Here is a 19,360-nt window from a genome sequence, read left to right as displayed (position 1 = left end):
ATATGAAGGAGGGTCTAGAAGTTCGCGATCAGATTTACGCGAAGTCGCTGTTGCCAGTCGTCGGTGGCGAACGGGATGAGGATTTCATCCTTGAGCCGATACGCATACAGGCTCGTATTCATCTGGAGGTGCTCGCTGAGTGCGTAGGAGAACGAGTATGTGTGCTGAAGATAGTTGCTGGCATATGGTATGTTATCTTGCGCAAAGGCCGCGAATACCGAGTCGGCTTCTGCGACATGATAGCCATATCCGAAACTATAGGTTCCTGGCGCGCCCGCCTGTCCAAGCGATGCGGAGACTGAATAGCCTGTATCATAATCGTCCGCACCGAGATTGCGAACATATTCAGCCTTGATTTCCAGTGGCCAGCGATCTCCAAAGCCGGAAAAGGACGCTTCCGTCATGATATTGAGAAGATCAAAATCGGACAGATAAGCGCCTGAACCATCAAGCAAGTTGGTGCGTGTATCACCGGAGTCTGCTGTGCCAACCGCCTCGATTTCATAGTCGTAGTATCCGGCAGCAAATCCGAACTCCCACGCTTCGCTGGCTTTTTGATCGAGGGTGAGCTGAAATCCGGATGCTGTGCTGTCTTGGGCGGCGGTCGAACGCTCAATCGGGAAAAACAGCGCGCTACCCCCGATGCGAGTCGAACCATTGTCGAGAGCCGCGTAGCGGGCTGCCAAGCCTTGCGGGTTCACATCGCCATCCCAGACGAGATCCGTGCGCCGGAATGGGTTCGCAAATTTTCCGCCCAGCACGGACAATTTGCCGAACGTCTTGATGCCGTAAATTTGGTCCAGGCTTACCTGAAGATCGTCATTGAAGTTGGAGAGCGAAACGTCGGCTGAATTTGGATCGTCAGGATCTCCAGTGACGAGCCTGGCACCAAGTTCGAGAGTAGGTGACGCGGCATATGTGGCCGCGATACGCCCACGCACGACGCCGCGCGCATCATCGCGTTCGTCGCCATCAGACGAGTTATGCTCATATCTGAGGCGCATATCGCCACTTATGTTGAGATTCCCAGTCGGGGCGGCAGGACGCGTATCTGCGACCGTGGCTTCTGCCACGACGACGCGGGTGTCCCGGTCGCTTGTTGCAAGCTTGGCTGGCACATTTGTCGCGTCTTTCAGCATCCGCTCAAGGCGCGCCAGTCGTTCGTCCTGTAAGCGTAGTTTTTCCTGCAGCTCGGCGATGAGAGCTGCTGGATTATCCGTTGCGGCGTCCTGGGCCAGTGCGGCCATTGGCACCGTCGCAGAAGCGATAGCTATGATAGCGCTGGCTTTCAGGAGGTGAAATTTTGTCGAAACCGTATTCGGGTAGAACATCAGATTCCCCCCATCGCGATATACTTCACATTCAGATAGTCATCGAGGCCGTAGCGAGACCCCTCGCGCCCGATGCCGGATTCCTTGACGCCTCCGAAAGGTGTTGCCTCTCCTGAGATCGCAATATCGTTCAATCCAACCATGCCGACTTCCAATTGCTCAGCGACACGCCAGGCGCGCGAAAGCTTTCGGGTCCAGAAATATGCGGCGAGCCCATAAGGCGTATCATTGGCCAATGCGATGGCGTCTTCGTCGTTTTCGAAAACGAGAACCGGCGCAACTGGGCCAAAAATCTCAGTGTGTGCGATGTCCATATCCGTTGTGACATCGCACAGGATGGTAGGCGGCATGAAATTTCCGACGTCTGAGGAGTGACGAGACGCGGACACTGTCGCGCCCTTTTCGACAGCGTCTGCTATCAGAGCCTGAACCTTGTTCTTAGCGGCGGTGTTGATCATTGGCCCCATGTCAGAAGATGGATCGAGTCCGTCCCCAACATTCATGGCCTCTGCCGCTGCCACGAATTTATCAAGGAATGCGTCCTTGATGGACGTGTGTAACAAAATGCGATTGGCGCAGATGCATGTTTGTCCAGCATTGCGAAACTTTGCGACCAGCGCGCCTGCAACGGCTGCATCGATGTCTGCATCATCGAACACGAGGAGGGGCGCGTTCCCACCCAGTTCGAGTGACATGCGTTTTACGCTGTCCGCGCTCTGTTGCATGAGCAGTTTCCCCACGCGCGTAGATCCGGTGAAGGAGATCTTGCGAACGAGTGGATGGCTGGTCAGTGTCTGGGCAACGGGCGCTGGATCTTTCGAAGTGATGACCTGGAAAACGCCGGCTGGGAAACCGGCATCCTCTGCCAGGCATTCCAGTGCCAGCGCTGACAAGGGCGTTTCATCGGATGGCTTCAGGATGATCACGCACCCGGCGGCCAGTGCAGGCGCAGCCTTGCGGGTTATCATGCCGCTCGGAAAGTTCCAGGGCGTAATGGCGCCGACAATTCCCACGGGCTGCTTGATGACGAGCTGTCGCCGGGAGGACGCGCTGGTCGGTATCACATCACCGTAAGCGCGTTTGGCCTCTTCAGCGAACCATTCAATATAGCTGGCATTAAACGTCACTTCCCGGCGGGCTTCTGCCAAAGGCTTGCCCTGTTCGAGTGTCAGTATTTCGCCAAGTTCTTTTTCTGATGCGAGAATAAGGTCATGCCACCGCCGCAGTATCGCTCCGCGTTCTCCCGCCGTCAGCCCGGCCCATGCAACCTGTGCATCATTTGCCAGCGCAATCGCTTTTTCCGTTTTCGGCGCGCCCAGATCCGGCACTTTTGCCACAATGGATCCGTCTGCGGGATTGGTCACGGTAAATGATTTCTCCACAGACGATGCGGCTATGCGCTCCTTCAACCGGTGCAGCAGAGCATTCGACGTCGCTACGGAGTCCGCAGTCGAGACTTGCATGACGGACATGTCATGCGACTCCCAAGCGGGCAGCCGTTTCCGAAAGGCCGGCAGACGCGATGTCGATCAGTTCGTCTATTTCCGCATGCGTGATAGTAAGCGGAGGGCAGATCACCATTGCCTGTCCGACGGCACGCATGATCAGGCCTTTATCGAGGCATATGTCACGACAGATATTCGCCGCATTGTCTTCAGCCGTGAAGTGTTCGCATGCTTCCCGTGACTTGATGAGCTGAAGACCGGCAATCAGGCCAGCTCCGCGTACTTCACCAATGATTGCATGTTCATTAAATAGCTGCTGGAGCCGTGCGTGCAGATAGGGGCCTAAATCATTCTTTACGCGATCCACCAAGCCTTCGCGTTCGATAATGTTGATATTGGCATGCGCAACCGCGCAAGCGACGGGGTGTCCGGAATAAGTGTAGCCATGAGAGATGGGACCACCTTCATTGATGGTCTCAAATATCTCATCGCTGAAAGCCACCGCAGAAATCGGCAGATAGCCGGATGACATGCCTTTGGCCATCGGCATGATGTCAGGCTGGACACCATAGTGCTGGCATCCAAACCATTCCCCCAGACGTCCAAAACCACAGATGACCTCGTCTGATACCAGAAGGATATCATGCTTGCGGCAGATCTTCTGAATCTCGGGCCAGTAATTGGGAGGTGGGTCGATGACGCCACCAGCGCCCTGAATTGGTTCGCCGATGAATGCGGCGATATTGTCTGCTCCAACTTCGAGAATTTTTTCTTCCAGTGCATGTGCTGCCCGGAGACCGAACTCCTCGGGGCTCATATTCCCTCCGTGAGCGTACCAGTGGGGTTCCATGATGTGCTCGAAGCCAGGAAGCATGGATGATCCCATATCATGCATGTGCTTCATGCCGCCGAGGCTGGTCGCGGCAAGCGTGCTGCCATGATATCCGAGATGACGGCCAATGAACTTGTGTTTCTTTGGCTTGCCGCGGACGTGCCAATAATGGCGTGCCATGCGGATTACGGTGTCATTCGCCTCGGATCCGGAATTGGCGAAAAAGAAATGGTTGAGGTTCCCCGGTGCGATCTCTGACAGTTTTTGCGCAAGTTCGATCTGGCTAGGCGTCGAGCTTTGAAAGAACGAATTGTAGAATGGCAATTGCTCCATCTGCGCGGTCGCAACATCAACCAGTTCCTGGCGACCATACCCGACATTCACACACCAAAGGCCAGCCATCCCATCTAGGATCTTGTTGTTGTCGCTGTCATAAACATAACAGCCGTCTGCGCTCGTTATGACGCGCACGCCACGTTCTGCGAGTGTTTTTGGATCGCAGAACGGGTGTATGTGGTGAGAGGCGTCCATGGCCTGCCACTGGGCTGTATTCCGATGCGCGATCGCCATTGTGCGTCCCTTTCAATTGTTTGAACCCATGTTGGGCTCAGGCGGCGGAAGGGAGAAGATGACTAAACCGATTGGAGTGGTGCGGTTTCAGCACCGATGGTGCATGACCAATGCGATGTGACTATTTTGGCCAAAGATTGCGCATGTGCCGCGCGATTTCCTGATCCTGAACGTTGCTGTGAGTTTCGAGGGCGTCGACAACCCGCTTCTGATCCGCGAGCGGATGGGTCTGACTCAACTTTGTCACCGCATCGATATTTGAAATGGTGATCCGGAAGGAGCGGATACGGGGAACCAGGCTGTCGACTTTGCCATTGGGTGCGTGCTCCATACGCCACGCGGATTGGGACGCCGCTTCGCTCTGGGCAATCGTGGTCCGCATGATCTCCAGTTGAGCCTCGGCATCATCAATCGGATGAAGCGTCCCTCGTACTTGCGCAGCAATGTAGTTCCAGGTCGGAACGGTTGGCTGGTCCTTGTACCAGCTTGCCGAGATATACGCGTTCGGGCCATGAAAGGTCGCAAGCGCTTTTTGGCCGGCGGCCAGGGTGGTGGCGTGTGGATTGTTCCGTGCCATGTGCCCGACCAGCTCAGTGTGACCAGTTGATGTTGTCACCACGTACATGGGGACCGAGGTCGCATAGGGCAGGTCGCCGCAGCTGGTGATTATCTGGCCAAAGGGGTAGGCGGCTATGATCGAGAGCGGGTCAGACGCCCGATAAGGTTTCGGCACATACATGTGCCACGTCTCATTTGCATCGGTCATACTATATCCCTTGTATTTTCTGGGGTCAGTCTTCGCGTCGACAGACAGAAATGTGAGGCGCGAAATGTATAACAGCTGGTGCGGCAGGGGCACCAGAATACCTTTGCTTGGCACCTGAGTCTGCCGGTATCGAAATGTATTGTCACCACAAAGCGCGCGCCACCTCCTGATTGTCGCTGCGCTAACCTAGGAGACTATTCGTGACAGCATTCTCTCAGCGCGAACCGCAGTTCGGTGACATCGTGACGGCTTATGCTGGCAAATTGATGCCAGATATTCAGATGCATACGTTCAGCCATACACACGAGATTTTCCCCACTCGCACCATCAAGGCTGGTGACACGGTGTCTGCCTTGCCATATGCGGCGACGCCGCTGAGCGATATGCCTATTCAGGCGAATGGTAAATCCTACGATCTGTTCGACTACGTATCCCAGAACCGCCTCGTCGGACTGTTGGCGATCAAAGATGGGCATATCGTTCACGAATACTATGATCAGGGCATCGGGCCGGATACGCGATGGATGTCGATGTCCATGGCCAAGTCAGTATCAACCACGCTGGTTGGTGCGGCGATCAAGGATGGCTTCATCGACAGCGTTGATGACCAACTCGTGAAGTACCTGCCTGAACTGTCCGGTAGTGGCTACGATGGGGTCTCCATCAAGCATTTGCTGCAGATGACGTCAGGTGTGAAGTGGGACGATACTCACACGGTGGCGGAGTCTGAGCGCCGCACCATGCTGGATCTCCAGGTTGGACAAAAACCGGGTGAAATCATGAAATTCATGGCCTCTTTGCCCCGCATTGCCGAGCCGGGAACGGTCTGGAACTATAGCACGGGCGAGACCCATGTTGTGGGTGCACTGGTCAAAGCCGCAACCGGGAAGTGGCTGTCTGACTATTGTTCCGAAACCATGTGGTCGCGTCTTGGCATGCAGGCGGACGCCGCATGGTGGCTGGAGTCGCCGGATGGGCTTGAGGTTGCCGGCAGTGGCATTTGCGCGAATTTGCATGATTATGCCCGATTGGGACTCTTCGCGTTGAATGGCGGGGTGATCGACGGGGAATCGGTCGTACCGGAAGGTTGGTTCACGGAAGCTACTGAGCCACGTATGGCGGGATCCGACCCATTGAACTACGGGTATATGTGGTGGCCCGTGCCTGACCGCGACGGTGATTTTAAGGAAGGCGCATTCAGCGCACGGGGAATCTTCGGGCAATATATCTATGTCAATCCCAGTCGTGGAATTGTGCTGACCGTTCTGAGTTGCCGGTCGAAGCCAAAATTCTCGGAAGCGATCCTGGATAATGATTTCTTCAATGCCGCTGTGGATGCGCTGAGCTAGCTGCCTGGCTTGAACTGAGGCGTGTCCTTGGCGATCGTATTGGTCAGCCATTGACGGAATTTTCGCAAGCTTGGTTCGTTCCAACGATCGTGACGGGCGATCAAAACATAGTCGCCCCGCCTTGCTGGAAAAGCCGGATTATCCTTGCCGATCCAGACCAGGTCGCCTCTTGTAAGGTGCTTTTCGGCGAGCAAGGGGTTGGTCAGGGCAATGCCCCGTCCGTGGCGGGACGCATCGCTCGTCAAGTTGCCCTGCCACAGGCGAGGACCTTTGAGCCCATCGGCACAATCGACGCCAAGAGAGTTCAGCCAGATTTCCCAAGTTTCGGTTGTATTCTCATGAAGCAACTGATGATTGAGCAGGTCTTCAGGTTTGTGGATTTCAGGGGCGCTCTCGAGATAGTCCGGGCTTGCTACCGGAATGATAGGAGATTGTGCGATCACCTGGCTTCTCAGGTGGGACGGAAGCTCATCAAGATCTTCGTAGGATGCCCAGTAGCGAATATCAGCAGTGGCCTCATGGGAGAGAAAGTCCGGAGCACTGACGGACGGCTTGAGCTCGATTTCCACACCTTGGTTTGCGCGCTCAAGCGATGCCAAACGGCGCGACAGCCATTGCTGTGCAAATCCGGGCGTACTCCATATCAGAAGCTGGTGATGGATGCCCTGATTGAGCAGGTCCAGTGTGGCGTGCGCCACCATATCAAGGGCTTGAGCAATTGAGCGATGATAGTCCTTGCCAGCTTCGGTCAGGATCAGGCCCGTCGGAACGCGTTCCACGAGGGTTATTCCGACCCATTCCTCAAGAGCCCGCAAATGTCGGCTTAGAACTGCATGGTCCCGGTCCAGCCATTTTGCCGCTTTTCGAACGCCGCCGAGCCGGGCGATGGCGTCGAACGCCCGCAATCCTTCAAATGGTGGAAGCGCTTTTCTGAGTGGGGGCTGTTGCCCGGTCTTGATCAGGTCGTCCTTACGGTCGGCCATTCTGGTTTCCCTATCATGGTGTGTTTGTCGCGGGATTGACCTTCCGGCGGGTTCGTAAGTCAAGCTTTGCGCTGATTCCAGTGGGACCATGTGTTCGTCGCGCCTGATTTCATAGCGTGTCACTTATTCACCACCGGGTGGCGATTTCGTTGCGCCTTGCCCGCGACGACGGGCTAACCAAAGTTGTACGCCCAAAGCGATCATGAACAACAACCAGATGCCGGCGGCGGCATTTATGAGTCGCCCGAACAGTCCACCGATCTGTCCGGTGTGGAGTGGGTAAAGAGATTCAATTACACGCTCTTCCGGAGCACTGTTGGCAGCATCATGGTCCAGCAGAACCGTGCCGTCCAATCCGACGAATACGCGGGTTGCACCATAGAGGCGCGGCATTTCTCCGGGTGCCTTCAGGCGAAACTTGTACCATTGCCGGTTTTCGGAGGGCAAATTGATCGCGACGAGAGAGGATCCGGGATACTCGCCGAGTGCAACATCCATCGCGGTGCCTAAGTCCACGATGTGCGTTGGAGCGGGCTTCTGACTTTCAGGGGTTTTCTGTTCCACGCTCAGCCCATTTGCCAGCAGATCAGACTGGGTGAGGGCAGTGCCCGCCAAGATGATGCAGAGCGCAGGAATTGCCCCCCAAAATCCCACGCGCCAATGCCAGCCTGACAATGCCGCAGCTGCCGGGACGGAGGAGGCTTTTGTAAACGCTTTGAGGCGTTTGCGTTGAGACCGTCCAGCCACCAGCCCAAGGCTGATATTTGATATCAGAAGGAGACCGGAGATCGTGAGGAAGAGGTAACCCGTTGAGTCCAACATCAGCGATTTGTGAAATTGCGTCAGGGTTTCGAAGATAGCGCCGTCTGAAAACCGATTGGCGTCGGACCGATCACGGATTCGTGCGCCGCTACCGTCAATTCGCACTGTGCGGCTTTCACCATCGCGGTCCAAATAGACATCATATTGACCGTCCCGACCACCGGATATCCAGATTGACGAGATTTCGTCGCCTTCCGATTGAAGCGTCTCGATCGTTTTGGCCAGGGCGGCAGTTTCGGTTTGAACGCTCTTCTGCCCGAGGAAGAAATCATCGATATCGGCTCGAAAGCTAATCGCCAGGCCGGATGCGGCCTGGAGTGCCCACAAAGCGAGGAAGCTGAGGCTGACATATTTGTGGATGGACCGGACTCTCGGAAAACGCATGAAACCTCCAGTACCAAAGAGCGAAAAATTGCCAGTCTCATGTATCGCAAAGAATTCGGAGCGCGTGACAGATGCGAAGTGCGTGACCAGTGGTGCGCTTGGCGCACCTCTTCATGCGTCGTAGGCCCCTTCGCCGATGCGGTCGCGACATGGTCAAGTCGAAGCTGCAGGAAAGCCTACCCGCCGGACCGGCGAACGCGCATTCTACGGGCTTGAGCGCTGCAACACAGAGGGGAGAAGGCATTCATGAGAGTGACGACTATAGCTGCCGGACTGTTGGGCCTGGCTTTGTCAACTGGATGTACATCCAACGCGCAGGAATGGGATATTACCCAAACTGGGCAGCCTTATCAGGAGGTCGAACTCTCCCTGACAGAAGGAACCTGGATAAGTGTTGCTGTCAGTCCGGTTGGCGACACGATCGTGTTCGACGTGTTGGGAGACATTTACTCAATGCCAGCAACGGGCGGTGCCGCTGAATTGGTGCATGGAGGGCCTGCCATTCAGCATTCGCCGGTATTCAGTCCGGATGGCGCACGCATTGCGTACATCAGTGATGTCGACGGGTCCGATAATATCTGGACGTCGGACCCAGACGGCAGCAACCCCGTTCAGGTCTCGTCCGAGAGCACGCTTGCATTGGTCGATCCATCCTGGAGTGCGGATGGCCGAACCATTGTTGCGGCCCGCATGTTCGATACGGCGAACCGGCTCCATTCCTCTGAATTGGTAACCTATCCTGCTAGTGGGGGTGATGCAGAACAGATCGTCCCGATGCCAGAGAATGGCGAAAACGTGCATGACGCCGTCTATTCACCTGATGGTCAGTTCCTGTACTTCGTCGAGAAAATGACCCCGCCGCATGCGTCCACTGTATATGTGGATGCCAACCACAAGAATTTTGCCATTCGTCGGAAAAGTCTTGAAACCGGCGAGATCAAAACTGTGGTGGGCGGTTTTGGTGGCGCCATGACTCCGTCCATGTCGCCTGACGGCAGTAAAATGGCCTTTGTCCGCCGGGTCAAAGATCAAACAATGCTGTTCACGTACGATTTTGCGACACGCGCCCAGATACCGGTGTTTGATGGATTGGACCGGGATGGGCAGGCTGATTTTCTGGGGCAGGGCACATATTACCCCCGATTTTCCTGGTTTCCCGACGGCAAGGCAATCGCGATATGGGCAGGCGGAAAAATCATGCGCGTCGATATGGACAGTGGGCGCGCGAATGAGATTCCATTCTCCCTGACGGCTAGGCATCGTTTGATCGAGCCGGCGCGATTCACACAAGACCTCGATCCGGATACGTTACGTGTAAAGGCGATTTCGCGACTGGCCCTTTCGCCGGACGAGCAGATGCTTGCGTTCAGCGCGCTCGGACGCATATGGCGACAGGATATTTCCAACAACACGCCGGAACACTTATCGACGACGGAAGCTTCGCAATCGGAGCCAGCCTTTTCACCCGATGGTCGAACCATCGCGTTCATCGAGTGGGATGACGTATTGGGCGGGACCCTGAAGGTGAAATCCGACAATGGAAAAGTGTCCACACTGTTCAAGTCTACCGGCATTGTGCGTGAACCTTCATTTTCGCCGGACGGATCGGTGATCATGTTCCAGATTGCATCGGGCGACGATTGTCTCGGCGGTCACTTGGCGGACCCTGGGATTTACTGGATTCCTGCCGAGGGAGGCGAAGCAACCCCATTGGGCGTCGTCGGTAGCAATCCGAGATTCTCTCCCGATGGAGAGCGTGTGTACTTCACGACAGAGGCTTATATCGACGAGACGCTCGTTACGACACTCGAAAGCGTGTCGATCAATGGGGATGGCCATGAAGTGCACCTGCGAACAAAGGATTCAGACACGAGTGAGTTGAAGCTTAGCCCGGATCTGAACTGGATCGCTTATCGGCACTATCAAACGTATTACGTGGCATCCTTTGACCCGGCCGTAGAGGGCGGTGTGTTCGATGCTGATAGCGGCACGCGACTGACAGATGCGGGAGGGTATGAGCTGATCTGGGCTCGGGACTCAGAAAGCGTATTTTGGGCGTTTGGTCCTGATGTGTACCGAGCCTCGGTGAACGCGGATGGCGCCGATCCCACTCTGTTTGCCAGGGTGGATTTGCGCGTTCCTGTGGACCGCCCCATCGGCAAGACCGCTTTCGTGGGTGGTCGGATTATTACCCTGGATCAGGGCGGTATCATCGAGCATGGCACACTTGTGGTGGATGGAAATCGGATCGTTGCGGTCGGACCTACCGCCGACGTCGGTGTTCCCAACGATGCACATGTGATTGATGCGACCGGAAAAACCTTGATGCCCGGCCTTGTGGACATGCATGGACATCTGGATGGATGTTACTATGCGTCGGCAGGGCTGTTGCCGCAGCAGCAAGCATCTCGCTACGCAGCACTCTCTTTCGGGATTACCACGAACTACGATCCCTACACATCGGAGCTTCCGACCTACGGAGTTACCGAGATGACCCAGACTGGTGCGATGGTGGGCCCCCGCACCATTGCGGTCGGGAGTGTTATTTTCGGCCGCAAGCGTAAATATGACCCGGTCTATGTTCCGATCGAGACCTATGCAGATGCCGTAGCGGTGATGGACCGTAAGAACGCATTGGGGGGGACAATAATCAAAAGCTACCGACAGATCCAGCGCAAGCAACGACAAATGCTGGTAAAGGCAGGACGCGAAAAAGGCATCATGGTGGACGTTGAGGGAGAGAGCCACTTTTTCAATGGCGTTACGGCCATTCTGGACGGCAATCTGAACCTTCAACACAATGTCCCGGTCGAGACGCTCTATGATGATTTCATCCAGTTGATGGCGAAATCTGATGTGGCGCACACACCCACTCTGATCGTGCTCTTCGGGGAGTTGATGGGAGAAAACTATCTCTACAATTCGTCTCGGCTTTGGGAAGACCCGCGGGTGGATGCCTATGTTCAGACGACGACGAGTTCTTACAGCCCATTGGCAGTCCCGGTCGGGGCGCCACCTTATGTTCGCGGCATGACAAATATACAGGCAGCGGACGAGATTTGGGACTTGGGGTTCCGCGCGGCTGCGCGTTCCATGAAGGCGTTGAACGATGCCGGTGGCCGGGTGAATGCCGGATCGCATGGCCAAGTCTACGGGCTCGCCATGCATTGGGAACTTCAATTGCTTTCAGAGGGCGGGATGAGCAATCTTGATGTTCTCAAGGCTGCTACGATCAACGGCGCCACGACGTTGGGACTTGAGGAGCAAATCGGTTCAATCAAGGCCGGAAAGCTCGCCGACATTATCGTTCTTGATGAAAATCCGCTGACGGATATCCGGAATACCGAAACGGTCTCGCGAACAATGGTGAATGGTCGTCTCTATGATTCTGTGACCATGAACGAAATTGGAAATCATGATCGTCCACGGCGACCGTTCTACTGGGAAGTCAATGATGTGCCCAAACATATCAACTGGAAGCCCGCCTGGGGCGAGCACTGAGCGCTTTGTCACAGTTATCCAATGAAAGACCATTTTGATGAGTGATCTACCAAAAACCTCCGGAGCTTCGGATGTGGCGGACGTGAATGCCAAAGGCGCAGACGATGCGGTGTTCTTCGGTCACCCCAGGGGGCTGGCCTATATCGTGTTCACTGAGGCGTGGGAGCGGTTTTCCTTCTATGGCATGCAGGCATTGTTGATCCTGTATATGGCGACATACCTTTTCCTGCCGGAGAATTCCGGGAATGTTGCGGCATTCGAGCCCTTTCGGAGCTTGTTTGAGGCGGTCTTCGGGCCACTGAGCATACAAGCATTGGCATCCCAGGTATTTGGGGCTTATGTGGGCCTCGTCTATTTTGCACCTGTTCTTGGCGGGCTGATTGGAGACCGGCTTCTGGGCCGGACAAAGGCCGTTCTTGCCGGGGCCTTGTTCATGGCGGTTGGCCATTTCCTCATGGCGTTTGAGGCAAGTTTTCTCTTGGCATTGGCCGCCCTGATACTCGGATCGGGGCTCCTGAAGGGAAATCTCGCGGCTCAGGTTGGCGGTCTCTACAAGAAGTCTGACCAGAGAAGGGATTCCGGCTATTCCATCTATGTTTTCAGCATAAATGTCGGTGCCTTTATCGCACCCTTGATATGCGGCACGCTGGGCGAGGTGTATGGATGGCATTATGGTTTCGGCGCCGCCGGAATAGGCATGTTGATTGGCCTCGCTGTTTACCTGTCCGGCCGAAACTATCTGCCGTTGGATACGGTTGTGGAGAGTAAGGATCGTCCGAAGCTGGAAAAGGGCGACGGCGTTGTTATTCTGGCAATCCTTGTGATGCTGGGCCTCACTTCCTTGTATTGGACGGCGCAATCGCAAGTTTGGAACGCCTATCCATTATGGTTGAGATCAGATGTGGATCGTACCGTCTTCGGAATGGAGGTTCCGGTGACATGGTTCCAGTCTCTCGACTCGTTGGCGGTTCTCCTGCTTGCGCCTCTGGTGCTGTGGTATTGGCGCCACCAGTCTCGTCGGAATGCAGAGCCAGGAGATCTGATCAAGCTTGCCGTTGGCTGCGCTGTGTTCGCAATTGCGTTTGCACTGCTCGGGTTGGGAGGCGTGTTATCTGCCGGGGGTTCCGTCGCTTTGATCTGGCCCATTATCTTCCATTTTGTCTGCGCCGTCGGGTTTTTGTATGTTGGACCAATTGCGCTGGCGCTGACGTCTCGCGCTGCTCCGGATTCGGTGAACTCCATGATGGTGGGATCCTACTATCTGGCCATATTTGTCGGTGGACTGTTCAGCGGTTGGCTCGCCCGCTTTTATGAAGTGATGTCGGCCTCCGAATTTTGGCTGATGCATGCCGCGATCGTAGGGTCGGCGGCAGTACTCCTGGTTGTGTTGAGACCCGTCCTCAGTCGATTGATGCGTCTTGACAGGGATTTGTCCGCCAGTCCCAAGGCACCTTTCCAGCAGGAGGCACTCTAATGCTCGCTCGACTTCTTAAGACCGTTTCGTTTCCGGCTGTGCTTGCGGTGGTCGCCTGCGCGACGACTGGCCAGTTCAAGGATGACGAAACCACTGTCGTACAAATCTGTTCACAGAGGGATCCTGTCGATAGTTGCGATTATTTCGGATTGGTTGGGCTGCAGGAGGCCATTGATCAATCCACCTCAGATCGTCGAATTCTGATTAAGACCGGGACATACACGCCGACATCCTACCGGGATGTTCCGTTTCAGGATCTCCATGTACGCGGAGCGGTGGTCGTTCGGGATCGAAAGCTGAGCATTGAGGCGGAGCAAGGGGCAAGGCTCGTTGGCAGCGCAGGTTTTCCCTTGAGCGCGATCGTAATTGAGGAATCAACTGTTCAGATCTCAGGCCTGACCATTTCTGGATTCCACTATGCAGTCGCTGAAGATGATGTATATGATGGGCATGGTATTTTCACCATCAACAGTGATGTGAGCTTGGACGGGGTTGTAATCGAAGGCGTTGCCAAGATGGCGCTGACGGGTCGCGAAGCAGGTCGGATTGTTGCGCGCAATTTGACTATCAACAACTCCCATCTCGGCGTCTGGCTTGAGGAGACTGCAGCGATAGACCTGATAGACAGCGAAATTATCGCCAGCGAATCTGCAGCGGTTGCTGCTTATGGCGCGTCGTCTGCAAGAGTAGAAAACAGCTTGATCAAGGGTAATCAGGATGATGGCCTCTACACTGAGGACACGGCCAGGATCATAAGCCGCGAGACCACCTTGCAGGACAATTCACCCTTTGGTGCCCGTGCATCTGGCGAAAGCGTTATCCTGATCTGTGGCGGCGAAGTGTCCGGCAATGCTGAAGATTACGGAGAAGAAGACGCGGGTCGCGTATATCGCAATGAGGTTGATATGTGTTTGCCGGGCTGAGGCCTGCGAAAGACTCCTCTACACCCCTATTCGCCAGAATTGTGTGCCGGCAATCCGTCGGCACACATTTTTTTGTAACTTGGTCGCATTCCTTCATGCGCAATCAAAAAGGCCCGACCTCCATAGAAGATCGGGCCAGTTACGGGGTGGAGGTGAGATGATCGGGAGTCTACCAGAGTTTCCAGATCATCTCATTCCCATTGCCTCTAGAAATTATAAGCAGCGCTGACGCCGACAACACGGGGACGCGTGCGGTTTGCGTTGGCCCAGCCCTGGTAGGGGTCAATGGATTTGTTTTCGTCGGTGAGATTTGTGGCAAAAATCTCGAGATCGAAGTTGCCGACGACGACCCCTGCGCGTGCGTTTAGCAGGTTCAGGGCGTCTGAACTTTGCGGAAGCGCGGAGTCCACGAAGCTTGACCGGTCGATATAGGTGACTTTGTCCCTATGGTTGAAATCGACCCTGACGAATGCCGGATTGTCAGGCGTCAGGTCGAAGTCATAATTGACGCCCAGTGTATAGCTCAATTCCGGAGTGTAGTCGGTTGGATCACCAACCTGGTTCACCTGGTCGGTATCCGCTGTTTCCACGATCTCGCTGTCGAGATATGAGGCGTTGGCCGAAAGGGTGAGACCGGACATGGGTTGATATGCAAGGCCGGCCTCGATGCCTTTAACTTCCACCTTGCCGATATTGCTGGATTCTCCGAGGAACGCTCCATTCACCTCGGTCAATCGACGGCGAACCATATCCTTGTACTCGGTGAAGAAGGCCGCAACATCATACTGGAAGTTGCGAGTATTTCCTTTCGTGCCGATTTCATATGTAAGAATGTTTTCTGGCTCATACGGATCGAATGGCGCGGAGTTGAAGCCGCCGCTTCTGAATCCCGATCCTGCACTCGCATAGATCGTCGCGTCTTCATCATACTGGTAGGTCATGTAGGCACGTGGGTCCAACGACTGGAATGTATCTGCCAGTTCCGTGCCCGTGCCGGGCGCATATTCAATCAGGCTGGTCTGCTCATCGTGGAAATAGCGCATGCCGGCGCCGAGGGTCAGCTTTTCCGTTACATCGAATGAGCCGTCCGCAAACAGAGAGTATGATTCGGACGACGAAGCGGAATAGTAGAACAGATCGTCATACAGAACGCCGCCACCTTGATACAGGTCGCCGCCAGGTGCGTATGCGTATTCATAGTCCGCAGTCAGGGAGCGTTCGCCGTCGCTATAGTATGCGCCGACCGTCCAGGCGTAGTGGTCTGATGCATCCGAAAGCCGAACTTCCTGAGAAAACTGTTCAGCTTCTACAAAGCGATCATCATTCCCTTCAACAAATCCGTACGAGTAATTTCCTTCGCGCGCGATATAGGAGAACGGGTACTGGTGGTCATGGTCGATCTGCGTAGTTGAGGAGGTCAGTTCCGCAAAGCCGAAATCATAGGACAGTTCCAGATTGTAAATGTTGAAGTCGAATTTCTTCGGAATCATCACCTTGCTGCGGTCAGGGCCCACATCGACCGTACGATCAGCTTCTTCATACCCCATGCCGAGTTCAGTTTCTGCGCGCTGGATCTGGACCATCGCCTTGGCCGAAAAGTTTTCCGTAGGCACCCAGAGGATTTTACCGCGAGCGTTCAGGAGTTCGGTGCCATTGCCATCCTCAATGCCTGCCTCTGGTTGGTCGATCCAGCCACCGCCATTTTCGACCCCTACTGCCAGACGGACAGCGAGTTTGTCTTCGATGATCGGTGTGTTGATGATGAATTCGCCCTTTTGGCCGATCTCACCTTCAGAGACGGTGTAGAGTTCACCTTTGACCTTGCCTTCGACCTGATCGAGCACAGGATCGGCCGTGATGTAGCGAATGACACCCCCAGCGGCCCCTTGGCCGTAGAGTGTGCCTTGAGGCCCCTTGAGGACTTCCACACGTTCAAGATCGAGGGCCACAGGGCTGAGTTGGTCATAGCCGCTGAGTGAAAGAGGTGCCTCGTCCATGTACATGCCGACGAGGGCGCCAGATCCTGACTGGTTCGCCAGTCCACGGATGAATATTGTGTAGCTGCCCGGACCATCTTCCCGCATGGTCAGTCCAGGTACGCTAAAGGACAAGTCCTGCACGCTTGCTACGCCCAATTTTGCCAGTTCATCCCCAGAGATGGACTCGATGGCCATTGGAACGTCGATCAGACGTTGTTCACGTTTCTGGGCTGTTACCATAATGGCAGACTGCACCAGTTCTGCATCATCGGCCGGAGCGTCAGCTGTTTGAGCATGCGCGCTCGCCGCATGCATCAGCGCAATAATAGCGCTCCCCGATGTCCAAAGATATTTACGTTTCATGTGTTCTCCCGCTCGCTTTTGCTACATTGCCTTCGAGTAAGACGGACAAACAAAAATTTGTGCAGATGCTAAAAGTGAATTGCATGGTGCGGAATACGCACCTCTGGTGGCTTGGCTGGGACAGAGACCAGTTTTGAATGCTCGGAGGCGTTGCAAAACTGAGATCGCCTCAAACGGGTATTGCTTCGCCTGTCAGCGGGGTGTGACAACCGCCGTTCGAGCACCAACCTGGCCTTCCGAACGCAGTCGTTCAACTGTATCCGGAGAATAACCAAGCACAGTGGTCAACACGTTGAGCGTGTCTTGTCCAAGGGTCGGTGCAGCAGATCTATATGTTACGGGTGTGTGGCTGAGCCGGATTGGGCAAGCGATTCCGGGCACGGTTCCGAGGGTAGGGTGTGGCAAAGTGATGCTTGAGCCCCGCGCCCGAACTTGAGCGTTTTCAAACACATCAGACATCCTGTTGACAGGTCCTGCTGGAACTTTGCTGTTCTGTAGCAGGTTCATCCAGTGTTCGGTTGACCGCGTTCGCAACTTTTCAGTCAATAGGGAGGTCAGGGATATCCGGTTGGCCACGCGTGCACCATTGGTTGCGAATCGATGGTCGCGGAGCAATTCGGCACATCCAATTCGTTCGCAAAGGTCGATAAACTGAAGATCGTTTCCGACCGCCAGGACAATGTGTCCGTCGAGGGTACTGAACACGTCATAGGGTACAATACTTGGATGAGCATTACCCATCCGTTCCGGATTTTCTCCTGTTGAGAGAAACCCCTGTGACTGATTGGCCATTGCGGCGACGAGGCAATCAAGCAGCGAGATGTCGATAATCTGCCCCTGGCCAGTCCGCTCCCGATGCAGAAGTGCCGCCTGAATGGCATTGGCTGCATAAAGACCAGTCACGATATCGACCAATGCGACACCGACCTTCAGCGGTCCGCCTCCCGGCTCATCATCTGGAACGCCCGTGACGCTCATCAGACCGCCCATTGCCTGAATCAACAGGTCGTATCCTGGCTGGTCGGCATAGGGGCCCGTGTGGCCAAAGCCTGTTATGGAGCAATAGATAAGACGGGGGTTGATAAGTCTGAGAGAGGCGGCATCCAATCCGTACTTTTCCAACGTACCCGTCTTGAAGTTTTCGACGAGGACGTCGCTTGAAGCCGACAGCTCACGAATTACACTCTGGCCGGCCTCCGTCGAAATGTCGACACAGACCGATTTCTTGTTGCGATTGGCACTTAAAAAGTATGAGGCTTCACGGGTATCGCCATCCTCACCGAATTGAAAAGGCGGCCCCCAGCTTCGTGTGTCATCCCCACGGACTGGATGCTCGATCTTGATGATTTCAGCTCCCAGGTCTCCCAGGAGCTGGGTCGCCCATGGCCCGGCAAGAACTCTGCTCAGGTCCAGAACTCGCAAACCGTCAAGTGCGTACGCCATATCAATTGAACGCCGCAATTCCGGTTTGTGCCCGGCCAAGGATCAATGCATGAACGTCGTGGGTGCCCTCGTACGTGTTGACCGCTTCGAGGTTGCACATGTGGCGCATCACATGGAATTCGTCCGATACACCGTTGCCACCATGCATGTCGCGTGCTGCCCGCGCGATATCAAGGGCTTTTCCGGTACTGTTTCGTTTGATCAAGGAAATCATTTCGGGCGTGGCAGAGTTGGTTTCGAACAGTCGCCCGACCTTTAGGCATGCTTGGAGTCCTATCGAGATTTCCGTTTGCATCTCGGCCAGTTTCTTTTGAATGAGCTGGTTCGCCGCAAGTGGTCGCCCGAACTGGTTCCGATCCATTGTGTATGAGCGCGAAGACATCCAGCAGCTACGCGCGGCGCCAAGTGCTCCCCAAGCAATTCCGAACCGGGCCTTGTTGAGACATCCGAATGGACCAGACAAACCTTGTGCATTGGGGAGCAAATGGTCATGCGGCACGAACACGTCGTCCATGACGATTTCGCCCGTGATTGATGCGCGCAGGGCGAGCTTTCCCTGGATCTCCGGAGTGGAAAGGCCCTCCATACCACGCTCGAGCACAAAACCGCGGATCGTGCCATCCAGCTTCGCCCATACGACGAGCACGTCAGCAATAGGGCTGTTCGTGATCCACATCTTCGCACCGTTCAGGCGATACCCACCCTCTACAGCAACGGCGCGAGATGACATATTGCCAGGGTCGGAACCGTGGTCGGGTTCTGTGAGCCCAAAACACCCGACCAATTCGCCCGACACAAGCCCCGGCAACCAGCGCTGGCGTTGTTCTTCGGTCCCATAAGCGTGAATGGGATGTATCACCAAAGACGACTGTACGCTGAGAGCGGACCGATAGCCGGAGTCTACGGCCTCTACTTCGTGAGAAACCAATCCGTAGGCGACGTGACTTACTCCGGCTCCACCATACTCTTCAGGCAATGTCGGACCGAGCAGGCCCAGAGACCCCATGTCCCTCAGGATTTCTCGGTCGAATTGTGCGTTGCGATTGGCCTCGACAATACCCGGCAGGAGGCGCTTCTCAGCGAAGTCGTGCGCGGTTCGTTGCACCGAGCGTTCATCCTCGGTCAGATCGGAGGCGAGCGAAAGGGCGTCGGCCCAGTCAAAGGCAGAATACTTGGTCATCTGAATTCCTGATAG

The 19,360-nt window shown here is 55.2% G+C and carries 13 protein-coding genes; 4 read left to right on the top strand and 9 right to left on the bottom strand.

The features are described 5' to 3' along the window. Nucleotides 1-14: 14 nt before the first annotated feature. The 4 genes from B3527_RS02010 to B3527_RS01995 form a co-directional block, all read right to left on the bottom strand. On the bottom strand, nt 15-1,331 hold the full coding sequence (locus B3527_RS02010; RefSeq protein WP_290479511.1) for a putative porin: 1,317 nt from the start codon (nt 1,329-1,331) through the stop codon (nt 15-17). After that, nucleotides 1,331-2,803, bottom strand: coding sequence for an NAD-dependent succinate-semialdehyde dehydrogenase (locus B3527_RS02005; RefSeq protein WP_290479510.1), 1,473 nt, complete (start codon nt 2,801-2,803; stop codon nt 1,331-1,333). Before B3527_RS02005 ends, B3527_RS02010 begins: the two co-directional genes overlap by 1 nt. Before the next feature lies 1 nt (nt 2,804). After that, entirely contained in the window at nt 2,805-4,178 is a 1,374-nt protein-coding gene (locus B3527_RS02000; protein ID WP_290479509.1) for an aspartate aminotransferase family protein, read from the bottom strand. A 121-nt stretch (nt 4,179-4,299) separates the two neighbouring features. Next, a complete protein-coding gene (locus tag B3527_RS01995; RefSeq protein ID WP_290479508.1) occupies nt 4,300-4,944 on the bottom strand; it encodes an FMN-binding negative transcriptional regulator in 645 nt (214 codons plus the stop codon). A 200-nt stretch (nt 4,945-5,144) separates the two neighbouring features. On the opposite strand from B3527_RS01995, the gene B3527_RS01990 reads away from it, so the two are divergent. Beyond that, on the top strand, nt 5,145-6,293 hold the full coding sequence (locus B3527_RS01990; protein WP_290479507.1) for a serine hydrolase domain-containing protein: 1,149 nt from the start codon (nt 5,145-5,147) through the stop codon (nt 6,291-6,293). Here the strand turns inward: B3527_RS01990 and B3527_RS01985 are convergent. Continuing rightward, the gene (locus B3527_RS01985; protein ID WP_206990565.1) at nt 6,290-7,276 is read right to left on the bottom strand and encodes a LysR substrate-binding domain-containing protein; all 987 of its coding nucleotides are present in this window, start codon (nt 7,274-7,276) and stop codon (nt 6,290-6,292) included. The two genes, B3527_RS01990 and B3527_RS01985, sit on opposite strands and share 4 nt — an antisense overlap. A gap of 123 nt (nt 7,277-7,399) precedes the next feature. Then, nucleotides 7,400-8,482 carry a PepSY-associated TM helix domain-containing protein gene (locus B3527_RS01980; RefSeq protein ID WP_290479506.1) on the bottom strand — a complete coding sequence of 361 codons (1,083 nt, stop codon included), beginning with the start codon at nt 8,480-8,482 and terminating at the stop codon, nt 7,400-7,402. Between the two features lie 246 nt (nt 8,483-8,728). Between B3527_RS01980 and B3527_RS01975 the strand changes: the two genes are divergently transcribed. The 3 genes from B3527_RS01975 to B3527_RS01965 are packed head-to-tail and all read left to right on the top strand — an operon-like array spanning nt 8,729 to nt 14,380. Continuing rightward, nucleotides 8,729-11,983 carry an amidohydrolase family protein gene (locus tag B3527_RS01975; RefSeq protein WP_290479505.1) on the top strand — a complete coding sequence of 1,085 codons (3,255 nt, stop codon included), beginning with the start codon at nt 8,729-8,731 and terminating at the stop codon, nt 11,981-11,983. 37 nt (nt 11,984-12,020) lie between these two features. Next, on the top strand, nt 12,021-13,457 hold the full coding sequence (locus tag B3527_RS01970; RefSeq protein WP_290479504.1) for a peptide MFS transporter: 1,437 nt from the start codon (nt 12,021-12,023) through the stop codon (nt 13,455-13,457). Further along, nucleotides 13,457-14,380 carry a right-handed parallel beta-helix repeat-containing protein gene (locus B3527_RS01965; RefSeq protein WP_290479503.1) on the top strand — a complete coding sequence of 308 codons (924 nt, stop codon included), beginning with the start codon at nt 13,457-13,459 and terminating at the stop codon, nt 14,378-14,380. The genes B3527_RS01970 and B3527_RS01965 overlap by 1 nt, the downstream gene beginning before the upstream one ends. Before the next feature lie 206 nt (nt 14,381-14,586). Here B3527_RS01965 and B3527_RS01960 read toward each other — a convergent pair whose 3' ends face one another. From B3527_RS01960 to B3527_RS01950, 3 genes are all read right to left on the bottom strand, one after another. Continuing rightward, complete coding sequence (locus B3527_RS01960) at nt 14,587-16,722, bottom strand: TonB-dependent receptor (protein ID WP_290479502.1); 2,136 nt, start codon at nt 16,720-16,722, stop codon at nt 14,587-14,589. A 192-nt stretch (nt 16,723-16,914) separates the two neighbouring features. Continuing rightward, nucleotides 16,915-18,165, bottom strand: a complete 1,251-nt coding sequence (locus B3527_RS01955) for a CaiB/BaiF CoA transferase family protein (protein ID WP_290479501.1) — start codon at nt 18,163-18,165, stop codon at nt 16,915-16,917. 1 nt (nt 18,166) lies between these two features. Continuing rightward, nucleotides 18,167-19,345 (bottom strand): acyl-CoA dehydrogenase, encoded by a 1,179-nt coding sequence (locus B3527_RS01950; RefSeq protein WP_290479500.1) that lies wholly within the window; start codon nt 19,343-19,345, stop codon nt 18,167-18,169. Between the last annotated feature and the right edge of the window lie 15 nt (nt 19,346-19,360).

Source organism: Hyphomonas sp. UBA4505, assembly GCF_002388685.1.
GTDB lineage: Bacteria > Pseudomonadota > Alphaproteobacteria > Caulobacterales > Hyphomonadaceae > Hyphomonas.
This window is presented reverse-complemented; position numbering and strand designations above follow the sequence as displayed.

Bases quoted from the DNA above. Each gene is read 5' to 3' on its own strand.
- B3527_RS02010 (WP_290479511.1), bottom strand. From the start codon at position 1,331: ATGTTCTACCCGAATACGGTTTCGACAAAATTTCACCTCCTGAAAGCC.
- B3527_RS02005 (WP_290479510.1), bottom strand. From the start codon at position 2,803: ATGTCCGTCATGCAAGTCTCGACTGCGGACTCCGTAGCGACGTCGAAT.
- B3527_RS02000 (WP_290479509.1), bottom strand. From the start codon at position 4,178: ATGGCGATCGCGCATCGGAATACAGCCCAGTGGCAGGCCATGGACGCC.
- B3527_RS01995 (WP_290479508.1), bottom strand. From the start codon at position 4,944: ATGACCGATGCAAATGAGACGTGGCACATGTATGTGCCGAAACCTTAT.
- B3527_RS01985 (WP_206990565.1), bottom strand. From the start codon at position 7,276: ATGGCCGACCGTAAGGACGACCTGATCAAGACCGGGCAACAGCCCCCA.
- B3527_RS01980 (WP_290479506.1), bottom strand. From the start codon at position 8,482: ATGCGTTTTCCGAGAGTCCGGTCCATCCACAAATATGTCAGCCTCAGC.
- B3527_RS01975 (WP_290479505.1), top strand. From the start codon at position 8,729: ATGAGAGTGACGACTATAGCTGCCGGACTGTTGGGCCTGGCTTTGTCA.
- B3527_RS01970 (WP_290479504.1), top strand. From the start codon at position 12,021: ATGAGTGATCTACCAAAAACCTCCGGAGCTTCGGATGTGGCGGACGTG.
- B3527_RS01965 (WP_290479503.1), top strand. From the start codon at position 13,457: ATGCTCGCTCGACTTCTTAAGACCGTTTCGTTTCCGGCTGTGCTTGCG.
- B3527_RS01960 (WP_290479502.1), bottom strand. From the start codon at position 16,722: ATGAAACGTAAATATCTTTGGACATCGGGGAGCGCTATTATTGCGCTG.
- B3527_RS01955 (WP_290479501.1), bottom strand. From the start codon at position 18,165: ATGGCGTACGCACTTGACGGTTTGCGAGTTCTGGACCTGAGCAGAGTT.
- B3527_RS01950 (WP_290479500.1), bottom strand. From the start codon at position 19,345: ATGACCAAGTATTCTGCCTTTGACTGGGCCGACGCCCTTTCGCTCGCC.